This window comes from Agrobacterium sp. 22117 (genome assembly GCF_052045735.1).
GTDB lineage: Bacteria > Pseudomonadota > Alphaproteobacteria > Rhizobiales > Rhizobiaceae > Agrobacterium > Agrobacterium cavarae.
Map to the genome: position 1 here is coordinate 283,855 of NZ_JBQEPP010000004.1, position 25,358 is coordinate 309,212.

Below are 25,358 nucleotides of genomic sequence, written 5' to 3' on the forward strand. Positions count from 1 at the left end.
ATTCGTCGCCGAACGCTCGTTGGGGTCATAACGGGTGGAGTAATCTTTGGTTGCAGCGCGTTTTGAAAAAAACCGGAGGCATCGTAGCGCAGTCGCAATCGACTCATCAAAGCACGAGGCGCGTCAACTCAGAGAGTTGAAGCGCCGTTCGTGCTGAGAAGAGGAAGAGTTGTGCTTTAAGCAGCTTTTCCCGCATTGCTGAACTGGCCGTGCGGGCGGTAGCTGACCAGATAGGACGACAGCACCGAGGTGATGCGAACGGGTGTGATCCCCATCCCTTCCAACGTCAGACCCGCCTTTTCCGCTTCAGCCGATACCACATTGTCATTCTTCAAAAGGGCAATCTGGTCGGAGGTGAAGGGAGGCTTGATCAGCGGAATGAGGGACGCCACCGAACCCATCAACGAGGCAATGCCGAACGGCAGGTTGACCATCGGGCGTTCGCGGTAGGTTGCTTCCAATACAGCCTCAAGACATTGACGGAAGGTCAAAACGTCCTGGCCGCCAAGCTCATAGGTGGCGCCCGCCTTCAGCTGACCGTCGACGCTGCGGGCAACGGCTTCCGCAACATCTTCAACATAGACGGGCTGGAACTTCGTCTTTCCACCACCGATCAATGGCAGGAAGGGGAGCGTGCGGGCCATGCCGGCAAACTTGTTGAAGAAGTCATCCTCAGGGCCGAAAACGATGGACGGGCGCAGAACGATGGCGTCTGGCAGAATGGAGCGGATCGCGGCTTCTGCGCGGCCCTTGGTGCGGGCATATCCAATCGAAGAATTCGCATCGGCGCCGATTGCCGAAATATGGGTCAGCGTCGCGCCTGCCGCTTTTGCCGCTTCAGCGACGGCGCGCGCACCAAACTCCTGCACGGCGTCAAAGGTGTTGCGGCCATTTTCGAACAGCAGCCCGACGCAATTGACGACGTGATCGGCATCTTCGACAGCACGGACGATCGAGTCCTTGTAACGCAAGTTTGCCTGGGCAAAGGAGATTTGGCCGACATTGCCGAGCGGCTGCAGGAAGCCTGCAAGATCCGGGCGGCGCACCGCAACGCGGATACGATAGCCGCGCTTTGCCAGCGTGCGAACCACATGCCGCCCGACAAAGCCCGAGCCGCCAAAAACGGTGACGAGAGGAGGAAGGTTGGCCAAGGGCATGGGACGGCTCCTGCGAAGCGTTAATGGATATATTCTGGTGTCTTAGCCGAAAGCTAGGCGCACGGGAAGAGAGAACAGTATGAAGCAGAACGGCGACTGAGAGAGCCTTCCGGCGCTATTCAAATTCCCTCGACGACGACCATTTCCGCATCGGCCACTTCCTGGCGAATTTTAGCTGCAGCCTGATACTCTTCGGAGTTATAGCAATCGACAGCGTGCTGCATCGAAGGGAACTCGATGATGACGTTGCGGGCGCGTGCCTGGCCTTCCAGTTCTGTGAAGGCACCGCCGCGAGCGATAAACTTTGCACCATAGCGTTCGAAAGCCGGCTTGGCTGTCGCGACATAATCCTTGTAGCGCTCGGCATCGCGAACATCCACGCGGGCGATCCAGTAGGCTTTGGTCATGGCTGTCGTCCTTATCGATTGGCTGGGAAGCTGGCCCGCAGCATTTCGTCCAGAATGGCGCGTGCCGCAGCCTTCGGGTCTGCCGCCTTGACGATGGGACGGCCAACGACCAGATGGCTCGAACCGCGCTGAATGGCGTCAAAAGGTGTGACGACGCGCTTCTGGTCTCCGGCGTCTGCACCGGTCGGGCGAATGCCGGGGGTGACCACCGCCATGTCGGGTCCGAGGATGTCGCGGACGGCTGAGGATTCTTCAGCCGAGCAGACAATGCCGCCCATGCCTGCTTGTCTCGCCTGTTCGGCGCGCTTGAGAACCAGCGACCGCGCGTCACCCTGGTAGCCTGCCTCCACCAGATCGGCATCGTCCATCGAGGTCAAAACCGTGACGCCGAGAAGCGTAAGATCCGATCCCTTGGCGGCAGCAACAGCAGCACGCATGGCCTTTGGATAAGCGTGCAGGGTCAGCATCGACATGCCCATCTTGGCGATGTTTTCCACGCCGGAGGCAACGGTGTTGTCGATATCCAAGAGCTTCATGTCGAGGAAGATTTTCTTGCCGCTCTGGGCAAGCTCGCGGGCGAACTCCAGCCCACCGGCGAAGACCAACTGATAACCGATCTTGTAGAAGATGACATCGTCGCCAATGGCGGTGACGATCGCCTCGGCCTCCTTGACGGTTGGAACATCCAAGCCAACGATCAGGCGCTCGTTCGTGGTCATCATCTTCACCCCTGCCAATTTTCGATGGGCGTCCAGTCGCATGTCACTTTCCGGTCCGCAAGATCGAATCTGAAAAGATTGCCACCGCCGGGCGGCTGGTCGGTGCTGCGTCGGATGACATCGTGGCTGAGGTGACTTTTGAGAAGGGTGCCGACCGCGCCATGACCGATGAAGGCAATGGGCTGGCTGGAATCGTGGGTGGCGAGGATGGTTTCGACCGATTTTACAATGCGAGCCTGTGCGTCGGCTGCGGTTTCCCAGCCTTTGTAGCTTGCATGCGGGTGGGCGAAGAACCAGTCAGCGGCCTTTTCGAAGAGGTCAGGCGGAAGAAAGCCGGTCGCGCTTCGGTCGTTCTCGTGCATGTCCTCAACAGTTTCGACGTCGAGACCGCTGGCTCGAGCAAGATATTGCGCCGTTTCGATCGCTTTGGTCTCGGTGCTGCTGACGATACGGCGAAAGTTGCGAGCCCAGGGCTGCGAAAACGCCCTTCGGGCTCTTTCTGCCCCTATATCCGATAGTCCCCATTCCGGAACGGGAACCTTCGGATCGATGCGAACCTGCGGATGGGTTATGTAGAGAGCGTACATGCCCAAAGATTAGACTAGGTGCGGGTATAGGTCCACAGCTGCGCAGGCGGAATGTTGCGCACCACGAAGTCGAAATGGCGGATGTGATAGAGGTGAGGCTGCGCCACGATCGGCGAGACCGGGCCATAGGAAATCTGAACGACGGGACGGCCGTGCGGGACGCGATTCAGCAGCTCATCCAGCAGCTTGATTCTCGCAGCCATCGGAAAATTCAGCATGGGAACGGCGGAAATGACACAGTCGAACATCTGGTCCTTCTGCTCGCCCAGCGTCTTATCCAGATCGAAGGCGTCGCCATTGATGAAGTTCACGCCAGGATAGTTGCGCAAAAGCTGCTGATAGAAATCCGTCGAATATTCGATTGCTGTCACCTGATCGGGCCGAAGACCGCGGCCGAGGATGGCTTTGGTGATAACGCCGGTTCCGGGTCCAAGTTCAAGAACGGGAAGGCCTGAATGAGGGTTGATGACGCTTGCCATCCGCCGCGCGGTAATGCCGGAGGTGGGAACGATCGCGCCGACTTTTTTCGGCTGATTGACCATCCCCTTGAAGAAGCGAATTTCTTCTTCGAATTTTCGGCCGAAGCGTTCTTTCAGGCTCAGTCCCATTTTTCGTCCCCTTATTTGTCGTCAAACACCATTTGTTGAAACTGTGGCGACATCTTGTCTCGTATGGCGCAAATCAAAAGCAAAATGTCGCAAGTGGAAAAACTTATCGCAATGCTGGAGCCAAAAAAAGCCGGAGGAAAATTCCGCCGGCTTTTTTCCAAGATTGTTGTTTTACACGCGCATCGGCATCAGCACGTAGAGCGCATCGTCCCCCGCCGTATCGCGCACCAGCGTGGGCGAGCCTGCATCGGCCAGAAGGAAGATCGCATCTTCGCCAGACAATTGCGCCGTGATATCGAGGAGATATTTGGCGTTGAAGCCGATCTCCATCGGATCGTTCTCATAGCCAACAGCCACTTCTTCCGTCGCACTTCCAGAATCCGGGTTGTTGACGGTCAGCGTCAATTGTCCGTCGGTCAAGGCAAGCTTGACGGCACGCCCGCGTTCCGAGGAAATGGTGGAGACGCGGTCCACGGCCTTGGCGAAGCTGCTGCAATCGACGCGCATTTCCTTGTCGTTGCCGGTCGGGATGACGCGCTGATAGTCCGGGAAGGTGCCGTCGATGAGCTTCGAGGTCATGACGATGTCGCCGATGGTCAGACGGATCTTGGCGTCGGACACTTCGACAGCGACTTCCAGCTCGGGATTGTCGACGAGCTTCTGCAATTCGCCAACCGTCTTGCGCGGAATGATGATGCCCGGCATGCCCTCGGAACCGGATGGCGCGTCGACATCGGCGCGTGCCAGGCGGTGGCCGTCTGTCGCAACTGCACGCAGCTTCAAATCGCCGCCGCTTTCGATCGTATGGAAGAAGATGCCGTTGAGGTAATAGCGGGTTTCTTCGGTGGAGATGGCGAACTGCGTGCGATCGATCAGCATCTTGAGATCGGTGGCCTTCAGCTTGAAGCTGTGGCTGAAGGTGCCAGCGGTCAGGTCAGGGAAATCCGTTTCCGGCAGGCACTGCAGCGAGAACTTGGAGCGCCCGGACGCCACCGTCATCGACGAACCGTCGGGATTGGTCGCGAGTAGCACTTCCGACCCGTCGGGCAGCTTGCGGACGATTTCATAAAGCAGATGGGCCGGCACGGTCGTCGCACCCGCCTGTTCCACCATGGCCGGTGTCGCTTCTGTCACTTCCAGATCGAGGTCGGTCGCCTTCATGTCCAGATTGGCGCCGGATGCGCGCAGCAGAATATTCGACAGGATCGGAATAGTGTTGCGCCGTTCGACCACGCGATGCACGTGGTTCAGCGACTTCAAAAGGTTGGACCGCTCAAGAGTAATACGCATGGACGCTACCGCTTTCAACCGTTGCGATCCGGCGGTGCCGGATCGGCAAGATAGTCTTTCCCGGCCTGATGCCGGATAATGGGACAGGCAAAATGGCAGAGTTATCGTGTGAAATGCAAGAGGCCAGCATACGCTAGCCGTTGCTATTCCCCGCTAACGTGCGTGATCCACAGATAAGAGTGACATCTTGCGCTTGTTCAGCCGCGTCCGATTGCCCATAAGTGCTTCCTTGGAATGGCAAAATAGATTGGACTGACCCGTGACAGACGAAACCAACGACGACCAGACGGAGACGTCTTCGGGCAAGAGCTTTCGCATCGCGGGCGTTTCGGTTCCGGCACGGCCGCTCGAGAATGCCCTTTATCTCGTGGCGACGCCCATCGGCAATCTGGGCGACATCACATTGCGCGCGCTCGAAACGCTAAGCTCCGCCGATGTTCTGGCCTGCGAGGATACGCGCGTCACCCGCATCCTTCTGGAGCGCTACGGCATTCGCAATCGCCCTTACGCTTATCACGAACATAATGCCCAGGAGGTAGGGCCGAGATTGGTTGCTGCTCTAGAGGCGGGCAAGTCGGTGGCACTCGTTTCCGATGCAGGCACGCCGCTCGTGTCCGATCCCGGTTATCGGCTTGGCCAGCTGGCGCTGGACGCGGGCTATCGCGTCGTGCCCATTCCAGGCGCCTCCGCACCGCTTGCCGCACTCGTCGGATCTGGCATGCCGAGCGACGCCTTCCTGTTTGCGGGGTTCCTGCCGGTGAAAGATCGTGGCAAGCGCGATCGCTTTGCCGAGCTTTCGAAAATTCCGGCAACGCTCATCTTTTTCGAATCCCCGCACCGCATCGGTGCATCCGTGCGTGTCGCCGCAGAGGTGCTTGGGCGCGATCGCCGCGCCGTTGTGTGCCGTGAGCTGACCAAGACTTTCGAGGAGTTCCGTCGCGGGACCTTGGGCGAGCTTGCGGACTATTATGACGAAGACCGCACGGTGAAGGGTGAGATCGTGCTTCTCGTCGAGCCGCCATCCTATGATGACATCCCCGATATTGAGGATGTCGAAAAGCTGTTGAAGGATTTGGTCTCCACCATGCCGGCGGCCAAGGCGGCTGCCGAGGCGGCAAAGCTCACCGGCTTGCCACGCAAGGAACTCTATCAGCGACTGCTCGACATGAAGGACAGCCATGGCGGTTGATGTGCGGCATGTGAAAAGACGCCGTGCGGAAAAACGCGGCCACGCTGCCGAATATTGGGCGGCGTTTTATCTCATGCTGAAGGGCTATCGCATCCTGGCGCTGCGCTATCGCACGCCGCTTGGCGAGATCGATCTCATTGCCCGGCGCAAGGACGTCGTCGCCTTTATTGAGGTGAAGGCCCGTCGATCGGAAAATGGCGCGGTTGATGCTGTCAGCTGGCAATCGCAACGGCGCATTCGCGCGTCTGCCGATCTCTGGCTGGCACGACGTAAAGATGCGCATCTGTTGTCTTTGCGTTTCGACATCGTCGCTGTCTTGCCGCGGCGTCTGCCAGTCCATTTCATCGATGCTTTTTGAGGACGATTCCATGTCGAGCGAACGTGAAAAAATGGCTGCTGGCGAATGGTATTGCTGTCTCGATGACGAGTTGGACGCGCTTCGGGTCAAAGCGCGTTTTGCCGTTCATCAGCACAATATACTGCCGCCGGACGAGCGTGGATCGATTGGCCCGCTGCTTGGCAAGCTTCTAAAATCGGCCGCCGGAAGCGCTTTCATCGAAGCGCCGTTCCATTGCAGCTACGGCCTCAATATCAGCCTGGGGGAAAGGGTCTATCTTAATGCAGGCTGCACCATCCTCGACTCCGGCAGCGTCGAGATTGGTGCGGGCTCCATGCTCGGCCCTGCCGTTCACATCTATTGTGCCGATCACCATCGCGACATCACGTTGCGCGGGCAGGGGATCGAAAGGGCACGGTCGGTAGTGATCGGCAAGGATGTCTGGATCGGCGGCGGCGCCATCATTCTGCCGGGCGTGACAATAGGCGATGGAGCCATCGTCGGTGCCGGTTCGGTGGTGACGAAGAGCGCCGCGCCAGGCGACATCGTCGTCGGCAACCCGGCGCGCTCGACCCGAGATAAATAATCTACCTGCGATTGCCCGGCGCGATCGGCCTGCAATTTCGAAGCTTCTCACGTAACAAATCTGACATGAAATTGTTAAATTCCCGTCACGGAACGTCCCTATTCGCATCCTCACCCAACAAGGGCGGTAGAGGATCGAAAGATGATCAAGAAAATTTCCATGGCCGTGATGGCCCTCAGCGTTTCCGCAACATCTTCCATGGCGGCAACCAACATCACCTTCTGGCATGGCATGGGCGGCCGCAATGGCGAAGTCATCAACGAGGTCGCGCAGAAGTTCAACGCTGCGCAGAGCGCATGCGCGTTGACGCCCGTTTCCAAGGGCTCCTACGAGGAAGCGCTGGCAAGCGGCATCGCCGCCTTCCGCTCCGGCGAGCAGCCGAACATTCTCCAGGTCTTCGATGCCGGTGCCGCCACCATCATCAACGCCAAGGGTGCCGTCATCCCGGCGGAAGATATCATCACCAAGGCTGGCTACACGTTCGATCGCGAAGCCTTTATTCCTGGCGTTCGCTACTTCTACGCTGCAGCTGATGGCAAGTTCGTCGGCATGCCGTTCAACTCCTCCGCGCCGATCATGTATATCAACACGGACGCCCTGAAGAAGGCCGGTGTCGAAGCGCCGAAGACCTGGGAAGAGTTTGAAGCCATTGCCCCGAAGCTGAAGGAAGCCGGTTTCATACCCCTCGTTCAGTCGCAGCTGACCTGGCAGTTCACCGAGAACTTCTTCTCGCGTAACAACGTCCAGTTCGCCACCAACAACAACGGTTATGACAGCGTTGTAGATACCAAGCTCAAGGTCACCGACCCGAACCTCATCATGATGTTCGAAAAGCTGAAGTCCTGGAAGGATCAGGGCTACTTCGCTTACTACGGTGCCGGCTGGAACGACAACCAGAAGCCATTCGAAGAAAACAAGGTCGCTCTCTGGATCGGTTCTTCGGGTTCCTTCGGCGGTCTGCAGAAGACAGCGCAAATGCCGTTCTCGGCAACCTTCCTGCCATACTGGGGCGCAATCAAGGGCGCTGGCACCAACTCCTTCATCGGCGGTGCGGCCCTGTTTGCCATGTCCGGCAAGCCTGAGCCTGAAAACAAGTGCGTGGCGGACTTCTTCCAGTTCTTGACCTCGCCTGAGATCCAGAAGTTCTACCATGAAGCGACCGGCTACGTGGCCATCACCAAGGCAGCCTACGAGCTGGCGAAGAAGGAAGGCTACTACGAGAAGCAGCCTGTTGCCGAAGTCGGCATCAAGCAGCTGTCACTGCCTGGCGGCGAATGGTCCAAGGGTTACCGCCTCGGCTTCTACCCGCAGATCCGCGCCATCATGGAACGTGAATATGGTCGCATCTTCTCCGGCGAAGTCTCCGTAAAGGACGCCTTCAACATCATCGAGAAGGAAGGCAACGACCTTCTGGCCCGTTTCGCCAAGACCGCTGGCTGATCATACCGTCACCCTATCGAAGGACCTCTCCTCTTAATCGAGGGGAGGTCCGTTCCAATTGCAAGGCGCTTCCAAGGCTCTGTCATCCTCGCCTCCAAGGCAGGGCGTGACGCACAGTACACAAGCAGCGCTCTCTCAAAATTCAGGGACCGACGTCTTCACAAGATGTCTGGTCCATAACCAAGGAAGGTTTGCGGACGTGACCTACGTTCCCTCCCAACCGAGCGCCACACAGGTTCTTCCCGGTCTTGCCGCGAAAGCGAAGAAGCCTGTCGTGGCGACAGAAACGGCCAAGCGCGTCCAGTTTTCCCCTTCGCTGCTGCCCTATCTCTTTCTCGCGCCCCAGCTTCTGGTCATTTTCGTCTTCTTCTACTGGCCGTCGGTCCAGGCAGTCCAGTCCTCCTTCTATATCGAGGATCCCTTCGGCTTCGGCTCGACCTTCGTCGGCTTTTCGAATTACTCAGATGCGCTTTTCAGCGTCGAATATCTGAGCATCGCCAAGTTTACAGGCATATTCACCATCCTCGTCACGGTGTTTTCTCTGGCCATAGGGCTGCTGCTGGCCGTGAAGGCCGACGCGGTCATCCGCGGTTCTTCGGCCTACAAGACGCTGCTGATCTCCGTCTATGCGATCGCGCCGCCGGTTGCGGGCCTGATCGGCATGATGTTCTTCGACCAGCATATCGGCCCTTTCGTCAAGATCGCCTCCTTCTTCGGCTGGCACATGCAGGTGGGCGTCAGTTACTTCGACACGGCTTTCGCCATGGTCTTCGTCTCCGTCTGGAAGCAGATCCCGTATAATTTCATCTTCTTCCTGTCGGGCCTGCAGAGTGTGCCGGTCTCGGTGCGCGAGGCGGCCTATCTTGATTGCCGTTCCGGCGTTCGCCGGTTCTGGACCGTCATCATGCCGCTTCTGGCGCCGACCGCCTTCTTCCTGCTGATCATCAACGTCACCTATGCCCTGTTCGATACCTTCGGCATCATCGATGTGATGGTGAAGGACAAGGCGGCCAACAATCCGATCACGCTGGTCTACAAGGTGTTCCTCGATGGTTTCCGTGGAAACGATATCGGCGGCTCCTCGGCGCAATCCGTCATTCTGATGGTCGTGGTCTTCGTGCTGACCGTCATGCAGTTCCGCTTTCTAGAAAAACGCATCCATTACGGTTGAGGTGTTGACCCATGTACAAGACAAAGCCTCTCGACCATCTGGTGCTGATCATCGGCTCGCTGTTTCTGGTCCTGCCGGTCATCGTTGCCTTCATGACCTCGACGCATACCGCAGCCGAAATCCACATGAATGGACTGGCTCTGACGCCAGGCAATAATTTCGTCGCGACCTATGAGAAGGTGCTGACACAAAAGGGTGGCTTCACCGGCCAGGTGACCGGCTTCAGCATGGTGATGAACTCGCTGATCCTCGGCATCGGCTTTGCCGTCGGCAAGATCGTGCTGTCGATGATGGCGGCTTACGCCATCGTCTATTTCCGCTTCCGCTTCGCTACGCTCGCCTTCTGGATCATTTTCACCACGCTGCTGTTGCCGCTCGAAGTGCGCATCATGCCGTCCTACGAGGTGATGAGCAAACTCGGGCTTTTGAACTCCTATACCGGCCTCATCGTCCCGCTTCTGGCCTCTGCCACCGGCACCTTCTATTTCCGCCAGTTCTTCAAATCCGTGCCGGACGAGTTGCTGGAGGCGGCGCGCATCGATGGTGCGGGGCCGATCAAGTTTTTTATCGACGTGCTGATCCCACTATCGCGCACCATGGTGGCAGCGATCTTCATCATCATGTTCGTCTATGGCTGGAACCAGTATCTCTGGCCCATGCTGATGACCAATGATGAGAGCTTCTTCACGCTGATGCGCGGCATCAAGTCGATCCTACAGGTCTGGGTCGGTTCGCAACTTCCCGATTATAACGAGGCTTTCGCGCTTGCGGTTCTCGCCATGCTGCCCCCGGTGATGATCGTCATCATCTTCCAGAGCTGGTTCATCAAGGGCCTCACCGAAAGCGATAAGTAAAGGATACCGACAATGGCCGAGATCGAAATCAGTCAGGTCTGCAAGGATTACTCCAACGGCATGCGCGCCGTTCATGATGTGGATATCTCCATCAAGGATGGAGAGTTCATCGTGCTCGTCGGCCCTTCCGGCTGTGGCAAGTCCACGCTTCTGCGCATGGTTGCTGGCCTGGAGGAAATCTCCGAGGGCACCGTCAGCATCGGCAATCGCATCGTCAATGACGTGGAGCCTGCCGAGCGCGACATCGCTATGGTGTTTCAGAATTACGCGCTTTACCCACATATGTCGGTACGCGAAAATCTCGAATATGGTCTGAAGAACCGCAAGACGCCAAAGGCGGAGATCGATGCGCGTGTGGCGGAAGCCGCACGCATGCTGCAGCTCGAGCCCTATCTGGACCGCAAACCACGGGCGCTTTCCGGTGGTCAGCGTCAGCGCGTTGCCATGGGCCGTGCCATTGTGCGCAAGCCCGCGGCCTTCCTCTTCGACGAGCCGCTGTCCAACCTCGATGCCAAGCTGCGCGTCTCGATGCGCGGCGAGATCAAGCGGCTGCAACGCCGCCTTGGCACCACCTCCATCTATGTCACACATGACCAGTTGGAAGCCATGACGCTGGCGGATCGTCTCGTGGTTCTGAATGCGGGACGCATCGAACAGATCGGCGCGCCGCTCGATGTCTACCACACGCCTGCCTCCACCTTTGTCGCAAGCTTCATCGGCTCGCCAGCCATGAACCTCCTGTCTGGCGAACTGCATGGTGATCGTCTGGCGATCGGTCCTGCTGTCTTGTCATTGAATGGTGTTGCGCCGACCTCCGGCCCGGTGACGGTCGGCATACGGGCGGAAGATTTGCGCATTGCAAATGGTGATGAGCCAGCCTTGCCGTTCCGTCTCGATTATGTCGAAGAGCTCGGCTCGCAGCGGCTGGTGCATGGCGTCGTTGGCGATCAGCCGCTGACGGTGTCGCTTTCCGCCGAACTGGAGCTTCCGGAAATCTTCGCGCTCACCATCAATCCCGGCAGGCTGCATTTCTTCGACAAGGACACCGGTAAGCGGATCGATGTCAGGCTCAATGAGCAGAGTGCGCAGCTGCAAGTCGAACGGGCAAGCGTCTGATTAACGGTAAGGAAGCCGGAGTGCGCGATGCGCCCCGGCTTCATTTTTGTCCATTGACTCCATTATAAGATCGAATATTCTCTTATCATGGAAAATCAAAGTGACCCGCTTGAACCGGTAATCGCCGCAAGGCTCAAGCTTCTGCGAAAACAGAGTGGACTAACGCTCGATGGACTTGCGACGGCGTCCGGCGTGAGCCGCGCCATGATATCCCGCATCGAAAGAGGCGAGGCGAGCCCTACGGCATCATTGCTTGCGCGCATCTGCGCCGCACTCGGCCTTTCGCTGTCACAGTTTTTCGCCGAGGGCGAGGCGCCGCCATCACCTTTGGTAAAACGAAGCGATCAGCCGACGTGGAAAGATCCGGAAACCGGTTATGTCCGCCGCGCCATTTCGCCACCCCGTACGGGCTCGGATGTCGACATCGTCGAAGTTTCGTTGCCGGCATCCGCGCGCGTCAGCTTCCCGCCCCACCCGGCCAGCAAGGGCATGACCCAATATGTCTGGCTGTTCGAGGGCGTGCTCCACATGACGCTTGGCGAGGAAACGTACCGGCTAGAGCCGGGTGACTGCCTCTTCATGCCCGTTGGCGAGGGCCACATTTTTCACAATCCGTCCGATAGTCCCGCTCGCTATGCCGTCGTGTTGGACCAGAGAAAGCGCATATGATGGAAGAGAATATTATCAACATCCGGCTTTTAGACCGCCAGGAGACACTGAATGCCCTGCCGGATCTTTGCGACGTCCTGTCGGACTGCGTCAATGGCGGAGCTTCTGTCGGCTTCATGCTGCCCTTCGGACCAGACGACGCGCGCAACTTCTGGCAGGATGTTGCAGAAGCGGTGGGCCGTGGCACCACACTCCATGCGGTGGCGGAGCGCGATGGTAAAGTGGTTGGCACGGTTCAGGTGGGTCTTGCCACCAAGCCCAACCAGCCTCACCGGGGCGACGTGATGAAGCTGCTGATCCATCGAACAGCCCGTGGTCTTGGTCTGTCACGCCGGCTGATGACGCATGTGGAAGCGGAGGCGGCAAGCCTTGGTCGGACGCTTCTCGTGCTGGATACGGCAACAGGCAGCGAGGCCGAAGCCATCTATCCGCGCTTCGGGTGGCAACGCGCCGGCGTCATCCCGGATTTCGCGCTCTTCCCCGATGGGCGTTACTGCGACACGACCTTCTTCTACAAACGCATAGGTCCGGCCGAATGACCGGACCTGTTGTAGAAGGCATGCTCTCTTAAAATCAGGCTGCGTAACGGGTTGCAGCACTGTCCTTCGTCAGGCGGAATTGCTGCAGCAATTGCAGCAACTGGTCTGTCTCGGTGTTGAGTTGCTGCGTTGCTGCACTCGTCTCCTCCACCATGGCGGCGTTCTGCTGGGTGAGCACATCGACTTCTCCGACGGAGCCGTTGATCTGTTGCAGTACGACCGCCTGATCCTGGGTAGCCTGGGTGATCTGGTGCACCTGATCACTGACCTTGGAAATCTGAACGCCGATTTCCGCCAAGGAGTCGCCGGTCTGGTTGACGAGGTTTGAGCCTGCCGAGACCTCTTGCGTCGAGACGGCAACCAGCTGGCGGATTTCCTTGGCGGCAGAGGCAGAACGCTGCGCCAGTTCCCGCACTTCATGCGCAACGACTGCAAAGCCCTTGCCGGCTTCGCCCGCGCGGGCCGCTTCCACGCCGGCATTGAGCGCCAGAAGATTGGTCTGGAATGAGATGGAGTCGATCACCTCGATGATATTGCCGATCGTCTGCGAAGCCGCCTCGATCCTCTCCATCGCCGCTATTGCGTTTCTGACGATAGCAAGGGACTCGTCTGTGTGGCGGCGCGTATTGTCGACAATACTGTTGGCCTGGCGCGCGCGCTCCACCGCATTGCGCATGTTGGAGTTGACCTCATCCACGGCTGCTGCGGTTTCTTCCAGCGAGGCTGCCTGGCGCTCGGTGCGCCGGGATAGATCAAGCGTCGAGGCCGACATCTGTTGCACGTTGACGCGGATCGTTCCGACATTGTCCTGAATGCCGCCGATCGTCTGGCGCAGCCGCTGCATGGACTGGTTGAAGTTGAGACGCAGCTCCTCCAGGTGTCCCGTAAAGGGCGTATCGATCATGGTGGAAATATCCCCAGCAGACAGCCGTTCCAGGCCATCGCCCAGTGCGGACACCGCAAACTGGATCTGACGGTCGAGTTCCCGGCGCTCCGCTTCGTTCATCTGCCGCTCCGCTTCGGCGGCAGAGCGCTGCTCTTCCGTCTGCGCTTCGAGGCGCAGGCGTTGAGCGGCATTTTCCTTGAAGACTTCCAATGCGCGTGCCATGTCGCCGATCTCGTCATGACGGGTGTTGCCGTTGAGCGGTACGTTGACGTCGCCGGTGGCAAGACGCTTCATGGCGCTGACGATCGTCAGGATCGGACCCTTGAAGGTCATGACCAGACCGATGCCGGCGAAAATCGCGATCAGGATGCCGGTGAGCATGGCAGAGATAGAGATGCCGTCAGCCTTGCTGCGTTCGCTATCAGCCGCCAGACGCTGGGATTCGGCAAAGCCTGTCAGCTGCTCCCAAATATGGCCGATTTCTTCCGTTGCCTTGGCGAAGGCAGCCTTGCGCTGGTTGAACATGGTCAGAAGGTCGGTGGCATTCTTGTCGAGCTTTGTGGACAGCGCATCGATCAGGGTCGCGCTTTTGATGGCGCTTTCGGACATCGTCTTGTCGGACATCACCGCACCCGCAGAGACGCTCAGACGGAAGGCCATATCGCGAAACCGTTCCAACCCGTCTTTCGTCGGGGCTGCGGCAAAGCCGGCCATTTCAAGCTGCATGTTCTTTGCGTCGTCGCCGATCTGGCGCGCCATCGTCAGGAAGTTGACGGCGGGCTCGATCTTGCCATCCAACTGTCCGAACATCTCGGTGGCCTGGCGCGACTTTACCGTTGCAAATCCTTGAAGGCGGATGGTTGCCGGGCGCATCATGTTGATCGCCTGATCGATCGTTCCGACCGTCATGTCGTTGACGACGCCGACATCGACCTGCTGGCGGATTTGCTTCACATTTTCGGAAATCTGATCAATGACCAGCTTCTGGTCGGCACTAGCGATGGCAGAGAGCGACTTTGCCGTAGCCTCAAGCCCGCCAATCGAATCGCGAATGACCGCAATCTTTTCTTCCGGAACTGTACGCTTGTTGAATTCGGTGACGACGGTTGCGATCAGTGTCGCGCCGCGAACCAGCCTGTCGGCCTCGCGCAACATCTCCTTGGCCTTCGTCTCATCGGTTTCGAGCGTGCTGCGGATGTTGGTGGCGTTTGCCAAAAGGCCATTAAGCTCTTTTGTCACGCCCGCCATATCGCCATTCATTTGCGATCTGAGCGCCTGTTCTTTTTGGTAAAAGGACCACAGCTCATCCACCTGAACGCCGATCAGCGAGGTACTTTTAATCGCGTCCTGAATGGCCGGATCGCTTCCGTCACCCGTCATCTTGAGAAAGGTGATCTGCTCATCGATTTGATGATGAAGCGTATTTCGCGTCTCTTCGGTGGTGTTGTGAAGAAACGAGGTCATGCTTTCATAGACCTGCTTGAAGCCGGTCAAGGATTGCAGGGTCGTGTTGGAAATATCCATGCGACCTTGAAGCAGCTTTGAGGTGTAAAGACCCGAGAGACCAACCGCAAGAATACTAAGGATGAATGGTGCAATGAAGACAATAACCTTTGTCTGGATCTTAAACCGTGCCAGAACTCTATCAATAAACATGCTGTCCCAGAGCCTCTATTATTATTATGCCGTTGATTATTATCGGTTTTCCGGCAGAGGAGACTTTTGCAATCAAGCTTTGAAAAAGCGTTAAAAAAAGACCGTATTTTTTGCTGGTGCCATGAGCGGTCAGTGGCTGCCCATTAAATGGACGACCAGAGCAATGTGCGCGATATTGGAAATTCGTACCCGGTCTTCGAGCCGATGCGATAGCCCGCTTGTTGACCCAGCACAGTTATGGCCGCAACGTTCATAAAATTTGTGATCGCTGCGGCCAGAACCCATACTAATACTTTACCTGGAGGTTAGCCCGCTCCCGGGTTGACCTCGCTGTCGTCCTCGTCTGGGAGGGAGCCGGCACCTGGCGTCTTGCTGTTGTCGGTCAGATGCTTTTTCGCGTGCGGACCGGCAGCGGGAATATCTTCATTGCGCTCGGTCTTCACGTTTTTTTCTTCGATCGCCTCGCGGGCGTTTTTGTCTTGCATCGTTCGAACTCCTCATCGCAATGTGACGATTGTCGTCAAAGATCGAACGCGTGGGGGGAATACCGGTTCCCAGGCGTGAAGCAAGCGGGTGCTGTGTGCCGCGGAGTCTTTTGGAAGCGTGCTGTCTATCTACGGGGGCGACTTGAGGTCGTCAGTCTTCGATCTTGCGCGCTTCCGAAATCAGCATGATCGGCACGCCGTCACGAATCGGGTAGGCCAGCTTGGCGCGTTCGGAAATCAATTCGTGATGTTCTCGATCATAGGTGAGCCTGCCCTTGGTCAAAGGGCAGACCAGAAGATCCAGAAGCTTCGGATCGACCTTGCTCAGCTTTTCATCCATGGGTGTGGCTCATTGCAGGATGACACCACCCTCTGCCCCGCCCTGAGCCAGCACGATCTCCATGATGGCGATCAGTGCGTCCGCGCGGGATTTCAGATCAGGAGCCTCCAAGAGAGCCTGCTTTTCCGCCGGTCCAAAGGGGGACATCATCGACAATGAATTGACCAATACACGATTTCCCGCGCGCTCGACGCTGTCCCAATCCGCTTCCAACTGGTTCGATTCAAGGAAATTGCGGAAGATGCGCAAGAGATTGGCGCGATCGATATCTTCCTCCCCATCTTCACCGGAGAGATCGGCAATGAACGGAGCTTGCTTGAACACGCGGTAAGGCGTCTTTTCTTCGATCTCCTCCAGCAGCCTGAAGCGGCAGACGCCTGTCAACGACACGACGTAGCGGCCGTCGCCGGTCTCGGAAAATGAGGTGATGCGACCGATGCAGCCGATGGGGCTCAGTGCGCCACCCTCGGTTCCGGCTTCAAGAGCCTGCAGGGCGGGCTGGACCATGCCGATTAGTCGGTGGCTCGCAATGGCCGCGTCGAACATCGCCAGATATCGTGGCTCGAAGATGTTCAGCGGCAGGTGCCCTTCCGGCAGCAGCAAGGCGCCCGGCAAGGGAAAAACGGGAATAGTCTCGGGTAGATCGCTTTCTTTCAGATATCTCGCATTTCCGACATGCATCGGAGGGATTCCTTATGTCTCATCGTTCCCGCTCCAATCTAGATGAGGAGCGGGTCGGCAAAGCGCAAGACGGTTTTAGGAAAAGAGTATGGAGGAGAGCTTTCTGCGACCGGAAATGCTGGCCGGATCCTTGAAACCCCAGGTCTCGAAAAACTCCACCAGCTGCTTGCGCGCGCCGTCGTCTTCAAAGGTCCGATCCTTGCGCATGATGGTCAGTAACTCTTCGACGGCCTCTTCCCGTTTGCCCTGCGCATTCAGGATTTTGGCGAGCTTCAGCCTTGATGCGTGATCGTCCGGGTTCAATTGTAGGGCTTGCTGCAAGGCCAACGGATCGCCGAGCTTGCGGGCTTCTTCGAACTGCGCCAGCTTTTTCGACGCCGCCTGCACGGCTGCGTCCTTGGAAAGTTCTTCCGACAGGGCCGACAGAAGCTCGCTGGCGCGCTCATATTGCCCGACCGCGATCATGCACTCGGCAATGCCGGCGACAGCGGCGGCATTTTCAGGATCAGCCTGCATCACGGCGCCGAAGAGCTGGGCGGCATTCTGGAAATCGCCGGCCTCCAGCAGCTGTTTTGCCTCGGCGAGCGCCGCCCCGATTTCGGCCTCCTGATCATCGCCTGCCGGTCCTGCGAGCTTCTCGATGAATTGCAGGATCTGGCTTTCCGGAACGGCACCCATGAAACCATCGACCGGTCTGCCGTCGACGAATGCGACGATCGCGGGGATGGACTGAATGCCGAGCTGTCCGGGGATGGCTGGATGTTCGTCAATGTTCAGTTTGACCAGCTTGACGCGTCCGCCCGCTTCATTGACCACCTTTTCCAGAACGGGCGTCAGCTGTTTGCACGGGCCGCACCACGGCGCCCAGAAATCCACCAGCACCGGCTGCCGGCGCGATTCATCCATGACGTCCTTGGAGAAATTCGCGGTCGTCGTATCCTTGATATAGGAGCCTTGAGCGCCGGATTGTCCGCCGCCGAAGCTTGCCGAACCCGTCATCTGACCTCCGAGCGAGGCTCCGTAAGGGTTATCCATTCCGCTCATATCTCGTCTCCAATATCATCTCGTGCCGGTGCGCTCATACCGCACAGATCGTGGTTTATTCCGTGACTTTCAAGATCAGCGGCGTGTGCCCCGTCGCCTCCAGGAAGCGCACGAGATCGTCACGGCCGATCGTCGTCGTCGCGTCGTTGGTCAGCGGGTGGCCATTGATCAGGTCGGATTTCATCAACTCGCTATCAAGCACGAAGGTCACTTGATTGTCGGTATCGTTGATCGCGCCGAAGACGGTGACCGAACCGGGAACGACGCCCAGATATTCCAGCATCTTTTCCGGTTTGCCGAAGGACACCTTGCTGGCGGCATCGATGGTCTTGTGAACCGTCTTCAGGTCCACCGTCGCGTTTTCTTCGACGGTCAGAACGAAATACTGGTCCTTCTTGTCCTTGACGAAAAGGTTCTTCGTGTGGCCGCCCGGGATCAGATCGCGCAGGGATTCCGATTCAGCGACTGTGAAGACCGGCTGATGCTGCGTGGTCGTGTGTTTTACGCCAAGGCCATCGAGAAAGCTGAAAAGATCCTGCGCCGTCTTGGGGGAATGCTCTGCAACCATCACTGCGTGCCTCTGCCGGATTTCGTCTGTCTTTGACAAAGTGAATAGGCCCGACACACCGCTTTTGCAATCCATTCTGCCGTGAAGCCCGCAAAAGATCAGCCTTTTCCGATGCTTGCGATGAGGCACAAATTTTTCTCCGGGTTTTCGTCATTTCCCTGTTGCATTTGAAAATCGGTTGAGCGATATAGCGCCCGTCGCCGCAAGACGGCGCCCACGGTTCAGCGATCTACCCCGAACCGTTGGATTTTTGAGCGGGTGTAGCTCAGGGGTAGAGCACAACCTTGCCAAGGTTGGGGTCGAGGGTTCAAATCCCTTCGCCCGCTCCAAATCTCTCTTTTCAATGTTCATTCTCCTTCTTCGCCATAGACCACGGCGCAGTCCGCGTTTGTGGCGCAAACGGCTGGCCGCTGGCGTGCGAAAGATATATCGCACCCTCCCTGCATTTATCTCTTGCATTTGAAAGTCGGTTGAGCGATATAGCGCCCGTTGCCGCATGACGGCGACCCGCGGTTCAGCGATCTACCCCGAACCGTCGGACTTTGAGCGGGTGTAGCTCAGGGGTAGAGCACAACCTTGCCAAGGTTGGGGTCGAGGGTTCAAATCCCTTCGCCCGCTCCAAATTCTCAAAATCAAAAACTTTCGATATGTCTTTATTGCATATCAGCTCACATGCTCGGCCATCTTTGCTCAGGTGGCATCCGGATCGTTTAGCTGATATGGGAACCGCTTTTGCAAGACAGTGGATATGCAGTAAGATGAAAAGACTGATCGGCTCCGTTTTGTTGGGATCCTTGTTTGCCGCGCCGATTGCTGCAAACGCAACTCCGGTGCTCGTGCTGGATGCCGATACCCATCAGGTGCTCGTTCAGGAAGATGCCGGCGTTCCCTGGTATCCTGCGTCGACAACCAAGTTGATGACGGCGTTTCTGACGTTCGAGGCCTTGCGTGATGGCGAGATTTCGCTCTCCACGCCTGTCACCATGACGAAGAAATCCGTCAGCGAGGCGTTTCTGGAGTCCGGTCTGTCTCAAGGTCAGGCGATGACGCTGGAAGATGCTCTTTATGCCATGATCGTCGCCTCAGCCAATGATGTTGCGATGGCCGTCGCGGAACGGGTGGGCCATGGCGAGGCACCTTTCGTTGAGAAGATGAACGAAGCAGCCCGGCGCCTTGGCATGACGGGGACGCATTTTTCCAATCCGAACGGATTGTTCGACAAGAACAACTACACCACCGCACGCGATCTCGCGATCCTGGGGCTCGCCATCGAACAGCAGTTCCCGCAGTTCCAGAACTTCTTCCAGGTCTCTGCCGTATCGATCAACGGCAAGGAAATCCCATCCAACAATTTGCTCCTCACCCGCTACCGCGGCACCACAGGTATGAAGACCGGGTTCCTCTGCGCATCCGGGCGCAACTTCGTCGGCGTCGCCACGCGCGACAACCGCCGCCTCATGGTGGTGGTGATGGGGGCGACCACCGAGCGCGAGCGCAACGAACGCTCTGCAAAATATCTGGACGAGGGCTTTGAAGGGCGGCTGCCTCCGAGCTTCGGAACCGTGGAGTCGATCGCCAACAGGCCCGAGGTCAAGCCGGAAGATATGAGAGTGCGGCTTTGCACCAATCAAAGCGTTCAATATGAAGCGTCGCGCGAGGCCATGTATCCGATGGGGCTTCCCGGCCAGCCAAGCTATCTCAATGATGAAATACCTGGCATCGTTCACCGCATCACGACCTGGCAGAATGAAGCCGCTGCCGCCGATGTTCCGTTGCCATCACCGCGACCGGTCGAGAATAATGCACCGCGGAACTGAGACCTCTTGAGTTACACCATGCTTTGGCTTCGTTAGCCGACGGCCACAACATCCGTCCGGACCTGCTGGTCCAGGAAGGGCTGAACATCGATGGCTTTCAGCGGGCGGGAACAGATGTAGCCCTGGATCAGGTTGCAGCCCATTTCGGTCAGCATATTGAGCTGATCGTCGGTCTCCACGCCTTCGACGACGCAATCGAGTGACAGATCGCGCGACAGAAAGCTGACCGACCGGACGATCGTCTGACTGGCCTCGCTGTCGATGAGACTGATAAGATAAAAGTTTAAAACCCCGTCTTACGACGGAAGTTAATACTTCATAACTTTGTCATTTCAAAAATATGTTTAAAAGCGGCCATGTGGAGGCTGCGCCCAGGGCGCCGCATGGCAGTATCTCTCTTTTCGACGGCATGCTTTATTTCTGGGGCGCGCTTGGATACATGCCGCTGGTGCGAAATTCGCTTGGGTTGGCGCCGTAAAGCCTGCGAAACACCTTTGAGAAATAGTTCGGGTCGTCAAAGCCGCAGAGGACGGAGACTTCCTTGATCGGAATATTCGCCGCCGTGGTCAAAAGCTTGGCTGCGCGTCGAAGGCGCCGCTGCAGTACAAACTCTGCTGGAGGAACGCCTTCATTCGCTGTGAAAATCCGTGAGAAATGGGCTCGGCTGAGCCCAGCCACGGCAGCCAGATCGTTGACTGACAAGCGCTCGTTAAGGTGTCCGTCGATATAGCTCAGCACCTGTTGCATGGTACGGTATTCGCCGCCGAAGGATGCGTGAGAGCCAAAGACATCATCATAAAGGGTCATTGCGGCTTCATAGGCGACCGCTGAGGCGGCCCCAGGTGTTTCCGCGCCGTTGACGAGACGGGAGCAGCATTCCGCCAGTTGATCGATCGTCTGCGTCTTCAACTTGAGGATCGGGCCGGTGACGGCGAGGATGTTGCGGTGAATACGCAGCGCCTCCTCGCCATTCATGGAGATCCAGAAAAACTCCCACTCCTGGCCTTCTTCCAACCAGTAACGGTGATTGTGGGGAATAAGAAGCAGCAACGTCTCGCCGGGCTTCACCAGGTAGCGACGATTGTCGTAGCGCAGATTGCCCGAACCACTGATGCAATATTGCAGGACTGTGAACGGCGTCTGTCCACGCTTTCGCCCATCCCAGTCGTAATTTCCGCCGCGGCGGATCTCGTACCCGCTGCTGGTCGGCATCGTATGAAGCGTCTGGCGACCGCGCGGCAGGGATACGGTGCGCATGCAAGGGCCTTGGTCGATCAAATCTTGCAGCACAAAATTACCCATTAAAGCATAATCCTTCTCTGGCATTGACCATCTTTATACGCATAATCGCCCGCAGAGGAGACAGCCAGCAGGATTTTTTAAAAACGATATAGTCAATAATTCTGATTTTCCAATAAGATGGAAGGTCATCTGAGTTTTTGTGACGCGAGAATCCTTTGGCCCGTTTCACCCTTTCCATTTGAAAAAGAGGTGGCGTTATGAGTTTCAAAATCGCTATAATCGGGGCGGGGAGCGTCGGCTTCACAAAAAAGCTCTTTACCGATCTTCTGTGCGTACCGGAGTTTCACGATATCGAGGTGGCGCTGACGGATATCAGCCAGCACAATCTCGATATGATCAAGGCCATTCTCGACAAGATCGTTGAAGCCAACCGCCTCAAGGTCAAGGTCACCGCGCACACGGATCGTAAACGTGCGCTGGAAGGCGCCAAATACATCATCAGCTGCGTGCGCGTCGGTGGTCTGGAAGCCTATGCCGAGGATATTCGCATTCCGCTCAAATACGGTATCGACCAGTGTGTTGGCGATACGATCTGCGCAGGCGGCATTCTCTATGGCCAGCGCAATATTCCCGTCATTCTCGATTTCTGCCGCGATATTCGCGAAGTGGCTGCCCCGAATGCGAAGTTCCTGAATTACGCAAACCCTATGGCAATGAACACATGGGCGGCCATCGAATATGGCAAGGTCGACACTGTCGGTCTTTGCCACGGTGTCCAGCATGGCGCCGAACAGATTGCCGAAGTTCTGGGCGCAAAATCGCTTTCCGAACTCGACTACATCTGCTCCGGTATCAATCACCAGACATGGTTTGTCGACCTGCGCCTTAATGGTCGCAAGATCGGCAAGGAGGAGCTGACTTCTGCCTTTGAAGCCCATCCGGTTTTCTCGCAGCAGGAAAAGCTTCGCATCGACGTCTTGAAGCGGTTCGGCGTCTATTCCACCGAAAGCAACGGTCATCTGTCGGAATATCTGCCATGGTATCGTAAGCGGCCGGAAGAAATCTCCCGCTGGATCGACATGTCGGACTGGATCCACGGCGAAACCGGCGGTTATCTCCGGTACTCGACGGAAACGCGCAACTGGTTCGAAACCGAGTTCCCGCAGTTCCTGGCCGCTGCCGACAAGCCGATCGATCCGGCCAAACGCTCCAATGAACATGCCAGCCATATTCTGGAGGCGCTGGAAACCGGACGCGTCTATCGTGGCCACTTCAACGTCAAGAACAATGGTGTCATCAGCAATCTACCTTCGGATGCGATCATCGAGTCGCCCGGCTTCGTCGATCGCTTCGGTATCAACATGGTCTCGGGGATCACTTTGCCGGAAGCCTGTGCGGCGACCTGCATGGCGTCCATCAATGTTCAGCGCATGTCGGTGCATGCGGCGGTGACCGGCGATATCGACCTCTTGAAGCTTGCCGTGCTGCATGATCCGCTGGTGGGTGCGGTCTCCACGCCGGAAGAGGTTTGGCAGATGGTCGACGAAATGGTCGTGGCGCAGGCCCAGTGGCTGCCACAATATGCCGATGCCGTTCCAGCGGCGCGCGAGCGCTTGAAGAACGCAACGGTCAAGACCCGCGATTGGGAAGGGTCAGCGCGTCGCGCCGTTCGCTCCGTCGAGGAGCTGCGCGCCATCAAGCAGGCAAGCTGATCGCCGCAGAGAGATCAGACGGCCCTGAGGAGGGCCGTCGATAAGACCGGGCGGGAGGCCCGGTTCAAAGAGCCACGGCGGGTATTGCCCGTTGTTCAAAAAGGGGAGTGAGGATGACAAACCGATATCTTGTGAAAACGGCCGCCCTTCTTGTCGGCGTGTCCGCGTTGGCCTATGGCGCCATGGCGTCGGAACTGACCGTCGTGCCGCAGCCGCCGGACTTTCCGGCGCAGACCAAGGTCCAATATGTGGATGGCTCGGCCATCCTCGAATATAAGGCGCTGCCGGAATATCATGAGCCTTCCTGGGTGACGAAGCAGTTCGTCGACCAAAAGAAGTTGCCTCCCGTCAAGGATCGCCTGCCGAAAGAGCCGATGGTCTACAAAACCGGCAACATGGCGGATGGTGTGGGCGTTTATGGCGATACGCTACGTCATGTCATCGGTGGTCGTCCGGAAGGCTGGAACTATTGGGCCGGTCAGAACCAGGGATGGGGCGGCATCGATATCGGTCTCTTCGAGTGCCTGACGCGCACCGGCCCGCTCTTCCAGGTCAAGGCGGACGACCTTCAGCCACTGCCGAACCTCGCAAAAAACTGGGAATGGTCCAAGGACGGCCACAAGCTGACCATGAAGCTCATCGAGGGTGCGAAGTGGTCCGACGGCCAGGATTTCACCTCCGATGACGTCATGTTCTACTGGGACGATAACGTCCTCGATCCGAACGTCTCGCCGCTGAACGGTGCCACCCAGGAGACCTTCGGCGCCGGCACGACGCTGAAAGCCATCGACAAGTACACGATCGAGTGGACGTTCAAGGACGCGTTTCCGAAGCAGTTCATCTACAACATGGCTTATGGCACCTTCTGCCCAGGCCCCGCCCATATGCTGAAGCCACAGCATCCTAAGTATTCGAAGAACACCTACGAGCAGTACAAGAACGCGTTCCCGCCGAGCTACATGAACTTTCCGGTAATGGGCGCGTGGGTCCCGGTCGAGTATCGCCCGGACGACATCATCGTCATGCGCCGCAATCCCTATTACTGGAAGGTTGACGAAAAGGGCAACCAGCTCCCTTACCTGGACGAGACGCACTACAAGCTCTCGACCTGGGCCGACCGTGACGTCCAGGCAGTTGCAGGCTCCGGTGACATTTCCAACCTGGAGCAGCCGGAAAACTTCGTGGAGTCGCTCAAGCGCTCCGCCCAGAAGGACGCTCCCGCGAGACTTGCCTTCGGACCGCGCCTGATCGGCTACAATATCGAGATGAACTTCTCCGCCAACGGTTGGGGCGATCCGGATGCCCGCCAGCAGGCCATTCGCGAGCTGAACCGGAATGAGCACTTCCGTCGAGCCATCACCATGGCGACCAACCGCAAGGAATTGGGCGATTCTCTTGTCAAGGGACCGTTCGTCGCAACCTATGCCGGTGGTATCCTTTCCGGCTCGAACTTCTACGATCGTCAGTCGACCCTCTACTATCCCTTCGATCTTGAAGGCGCCAAGAAGGAGCTTGCTGCAGCCGGTCTGAAGGACACCGATGGCAATGGCATCGTCAACTTCCCGGCAGGGACTGCCGGCGGCAAGGATGTCGAAATCTCGATGCTCGTCAGCAATGACTACACGACAGACAAGAGTCTTGGCGAAGGCGTCATCGCTCAGATGCAGAAGCTCGGCATTCGTGTGGTGCTGAACGCCCAGGCCAGCAAGGATCGCGATGCGGCAAACTTTGGTGGCAAGTTCGACTGGTCGCTACACCGCACCCAGGCAGAACTCGCTTCCGTCGTGCAGAACACGCCGCAGCTCGCTCCCACCGGTCCACGCACCAGCTGGTTCCACCGCGCCAACAACAAGAATGAGCTCGACCTGATGCCATTCGAGAAGGAGCTGGCTAATACGATCAACAAGTTCGTCATCTCGAGCGACCCGAAGGAGCAGGCCGAACTGATCAAGCAGTATCAGAAGATCTACACGACCAACGTCAACACGGTCGGTCTCGTGGAATATCCCGGTGCTCTGATCATCAACAAGCGCTTCAAGAACGTGCCGAACGGTGCGCCGATCTACATGTTCAACTGGGCCGAAGACTCGATCATCCGCGAACGCCTCTATGTTCCGGCAGCCGATCAGGGTGATTACCAGCTCTTCAAAGACACGTTGCCAGGCAAGCCTGGCGGTGACGGTCCGCAGAAGTAAGCGTTTCCTCCCGGCTCTGCGCCCCGCAGCATCAGGCGGGGCGTGGAACCTACAGCATCGGCC

General features: G+C 57.6%; 26 protein-coding genes and 2 tRNA genes. 14 read left to right on the top strand and 14 right to left on the bottom strand.

Annotated features, from left to right (window positions below):
• Positions 1–176 precede the first annotated feature (176 nt).
• From ACTJKV_RS13300 to dnaN, 6 genes are all read right to left on the bottom strand, one after another.
• The gene (locus tag ACTJKV_RS13300) at positions 177–1,157 is read right to left on the bottom strand and encodes a complex I NDUFA9 subunit family protein (RefSeq protein ID WP_440598847.1); all 981 of its coding nucleotides are present in this window, start codon (positions 1,155–1,157) and stop codon (positions 177–179) included.
• 119 nt (positions 1,158–1,276) lie between these two features.
• Positions 1,277–1,564: a DUF1330 domain-containing protein gene (locus ACTJKV_RS13305; protein ID WP_062423671.1), complete on the bottom strand. Its 288-nt coding sequence runs from the start codon at positions 1,562–1,564 to the stop codon at positions 1,277–1,279.
• A gap of 11 nt (positions 1,565–1,575) precedes the next feature.
• Positions 1,576–2,283, bottom strand: coding sequence for an orotidine-5'-phosphate decarboxylase (gene pyrF, locus ACTJKV_RS13310; RefSeq protein WP_113261556.1), 708 nt, complete (start codon positions 2,281–2,283; stop codon positions 1,576–1,578).
• 5 nt (positions 2,284–2,288) lie between these two features.
• Positions 2,289–2,870 carry a histidine phosphatase family protein gene (locus ACTJKV_RS13315; RefSeq protein WP_113261407.1) on the bottom strand — a complete coding sequence of 194 codons (582 nt, stop codon included), beginning with the start codon at positions 2,868–2,870 and terminating at the stop codon, positions 2,289–2,291.
• 14 nt (positions 2,871–2,884) lie between these two features.
• Entirely contained in the window at positions 2,885–3,478 is a 594-nt protein-coding gene (gene pmtA / locus ACTJKV_RS13320) for a phospholipid N-methyltransferase PmtA (protein ID WP_113261408.1), read from the bottom strand.
• A gap of 171 nt (positions 3,479–3,649) precedes the next feature.
• Positions 3,650–4,768 carry a DNA polymerase III subunit beta gene (gene dnaN, locus ACTJKV_RS13325; RefSeq protein WP_062423674.1) on the bottom strand — a complete coding sequence of 373 codons (1,119 nt, stop codon included), beginning with the start codon at positions 4,766–4,768 and terminating at the stop codon, positions 3,650–3,652.
• Between the two features lie 316 nt (positions 4,769–5,084).
• Here dnaN and rsmI point away from each other — a divergent pair, with 316 nt between their 5' ends.
• From rsmI to ACTJKV_RS13370, 9 genes are all read left to right on the top strand, one after another.
• Positions 5,085–5,957, top strand: coding sequence for a 16S rRNA (cytidine(1402)-2'-O)-methyltransferase (rsmI, locus tag ACTJKV_RS13330; RefSeq protein WP_440598979.1), 873 nt, complete (start codon positions 5,085–5,087; stop codon positions 5,955–5,957).
• On the top strand, positions 5,947–6,315 hold the full coding sequence (locus ACTJKV_RS13335; protein WP_113226598.1) for a YraN family protein: 369 nt from the start codon (positions 5,947–5,949) through the stop codon (positions 6,313–6,315). The genes rsmI and ACTJKV_RS13335 overlap by 11 nt, the downstream gene beginning before the upstream one ends.
• 10 nt (positions 6,316–6,325) lie before the next feature.
• Complete coding sequence (locus tag ACTJKV_RS13340; RefSeq protein ID WP_113226599.1) at positions 6,326–6,880, top strand: sugar O-acetyltransferase; 555 nt, start codon at positions 6,326–6,328, stop codon at positions 6,878–6,880.
• Positions 6,881–7,021: 141 nt separating this feature from the next.
• The gene (locus ACTJKV_RS13345; RefSeq protein WP_062443834.1) at positions 7,022–8,320 is read left to right on the top strand and encodes an extracellular solute-binding protein; all 1,299 of its coding nucleotides are present in this window, start codon (positions 7,022–7,024) and stop codon (positions 8,318–8,320) included.
• Positions 8,321–8,519: 199 nt separating this feature from the next.
• Positions 8,520–9,491 (top strand): ABC transporter permease subunit, encoded by a 972-nt coding sequence (locus tag ACTJKV_RS13350; RefSeq protein ID WP_440598848.1) that lies wholly within the window; start codon positions 8,520–8,522, stop codon positions 9,489–9,491.
• An 11-nt stretch (positions 9,492–9,502) separates the two neighbouring features.
• The gene (gene ugpE / locus ACTJKV_RS13355) at positions 9,503–10,345 is read left to right on the top strand and encodes a sn-glycerol-3-phosphate ABC transporter permease UgpE (protein ID WP_062443839.1); all 843 of its coding nucleotides are present in this window, start codon (positions 9,503–9,505) and stop codon (positions 10,343–10,345) included.
• Positions 10,346–10,357: 12 nt separating this feature from the next.
• The gene (locus ACTJKV_RS13360) at positions 10,358–11,461 is read left to right on the top strand and encodes a sn-glycerol-3-phosphate import ATP-binding protein UgpC (protein WP_062423681.1); all 1,104 of its coding nucleotides are present in this window, start codon (positions 10,358–10,360) and stop codon (positions 11,459–11,461) included.
• Positions 11,462–11,548: 87 nt separating this feature from the next.
• Positions 11,549–12,130, top strand: coding sequence for a helix-turn-helix domain-containing protein (locus tag ACTJKV_RS13365; protein WP_440598849.1), 582 nt, complete (start codon positions 11,549–11,551; stop codon positions 12,128–12,130).
• Between the two features lie 11 nt (positions 12,131–12,141).
• Positions 12,142–12,669, top strand: coding sequence for an N-acetyltransferase family protein (locus tag ACTJKV_RS13370; RefSeq protein WP_440598980.1), 528 nt, complete (start codon positions 12,142–12,144; stop codon positions 12,667–12,669).
• Positions 12,670–12,703: 34 nt separating this feature from the next.
• Here ACTJKV_RS13370 and ACTJKV_RS13375 read toward each other — a convergent pair whose 3' ends face one another.
• The 6 genes from ACTJKV_RS13375 to ACTJKV_RS13400 form a co-directional block, all read right to left on the bottom strand.
• Positions 12,704–15,211, bottom strand: a complete 2,508-nt coding sequence (locus ACTJKV_RS13375; RefSeq protein ID WP_440598850.1) for a methyl-accepting chemotaxis protein — start codon at positions 15,209–15,211, stop codon at positions 12,704–12,706.
• 305 nt (positions 15,212–15,516) lie between these two features.
• Positions 15,517–15,696, bottom strand: a complete 180-nt coding sequence (locus tag ACTJKV_RS13380) for a hypothetical protein (protein ID WP_113326129.1) — start codon at positions 15,694–15,696, stop codon at positions 15,517–15,519.
• A 151-nt stretch (positions 15,697–15,847) separates the two neighbouring features.
• Complete coding sequence (locus tag ACTJKV_RS13385; RefSeq protein ID WP_027674673.1) at positions 15,848–16,036, bottom strand: Trm112 family protein; 189 nt, start codon at positions 16,034–16,036, stop codon at positions 15,848–15,850.
• Between the two features lie 9 nt (positions 16,037–16,045).
• Positions 16,046–16,717 carry an LON peptidase substrate-binding domain-containing protein gene (locus ACTJKV_RS13390; RefSeq protein WP_162693867.1) on the bottom strand — a complete coding sequence of 224 codons (672 nt, stop codon included), beginning with the start codon at positions 16,715–16,717 and terminating at the stop codon, positions 16,046–16,048.
• Between the two features lie 75 nt (positions 16,718–16,792).
• Positions 16,793–17,761, bottom strand: a complete 969-nt coding sequence (gene trxA, locus ACTJKV_RS13395; protein WP_440598851.1) for a thioredoxin — start codon at positions 17,759–17,761, stop codon at positions 16,793–16,795.
• 55 nt (positions 17,762–17,816) lie between these two features.
• Complete coding sequence (locus ACTJKV_RS13400; RefSeq protein WP_440598981.1) at positions 17,817–18,329, bottom strand: prolyl-tRNA synthetase associated domain-containing protein; 513 nt, start codon at positions 18,327–18,329, stop codon at positions 17,817–17,819.
• Positions 18,330–18,583: 254 nt separating this feature from the next.
• Between ACTJKV_RS13400 and ACTJKV_RS13405 the strand changes: the two genes are divergently transcribed.
• The 3 genes from ACTJKV_RS13405 (at position 18,584) to ACTJKV_RS13415 (ending at position 20,146) form a co-directional block, all read left to right on the top strand.
• Positions 18,584–18,658 (top strand) — tRNA-Gly (locus ACTJKV_RS13405).
• Positions 18,659–18,875: 217 nt separating this feature from the next.
• A tRNA-Gly gene (locus tag ACTJKV_RS13410) sits at positions 18,876–18,950 on the top strand.
• A 137-nt stretch (positions 18,951–19,087) separates the two neighbouring features.
• On the top strand, positions 19,088–20,146 hold the full coding sequence (locus ACTJKV_RS13415) for a D-alanyl-D-alanine carboxypeptidase family protein (protein ID WP_440598852.1): 1,059 nt from the start codon (positions 19,088–19,090) through the stop codon (positions 20,144–20,146).
• A 32-nt stretch (positions 20,147–20,178) separates the two neighbouring features.
• Here ACTJKV_RS13415 and ACTJKV_RS13420 read toward each other — a convergent pair whose 3' ends face one another.
• Positions 20,179–20,418, bottom strand: coding sequence for an EAL domain-containing protein (locus ACTJKV_RS13420; protein ID WP_113226607.1), 240 nt, complete (start codon positions 20,416–20,418; stop codon positions 20,179–20,181).
• A gap of 142 nt (positions 20,419–20,560) precedes the next feature.
• Entirely contained in the window at positions 20,561–21,448 is an 888-nt protein-coding gene (locus ACTJKV_RS13425; RefSeq protein ID WP_113226608.1) for an AraC family transcriptional regulator, read from the bottom strand.
• A 197-nt stretch (positions 21,449–21,645) separates the two neighbouring features.
• On the opposite strand from ACTJKV_RS13425, the gene ACTJKV_RS13430 reads away from it, so the two are divergent.
• Both ACTJKV_RS13430 and ACTJKV_RS13435 read left to right on the top strand, forming a co-directional pair.
• Positions 21,646–23,100 carry an alpha-glucosidase/alpha-galactosidase gene (locus tag ACTJKV_RS13430; protein ID WP_113226609.1) on the top strand — a complete coding sequence of 485 codons (1,455 nt, stop codon included), beginning with the start codon at positions 21,646–21,648 and terminating at the stop codon, positions 23,098–23,100.
• Between the two features lie 113 nt (positions 23,101–23,213).
• Positions 23,214–25,295, top strand: coding sequence for an ABC transporter substrate-binding protein (locus tag ACTJKV_RS13435; protein ID WP_113226610.1), 2,082 nt, complete (start codon positions 23,214–23,216; stop codon positions 25,293–25,295).
• Positions 25,296–25,358 lie beyond the last annotated feature (63 nt).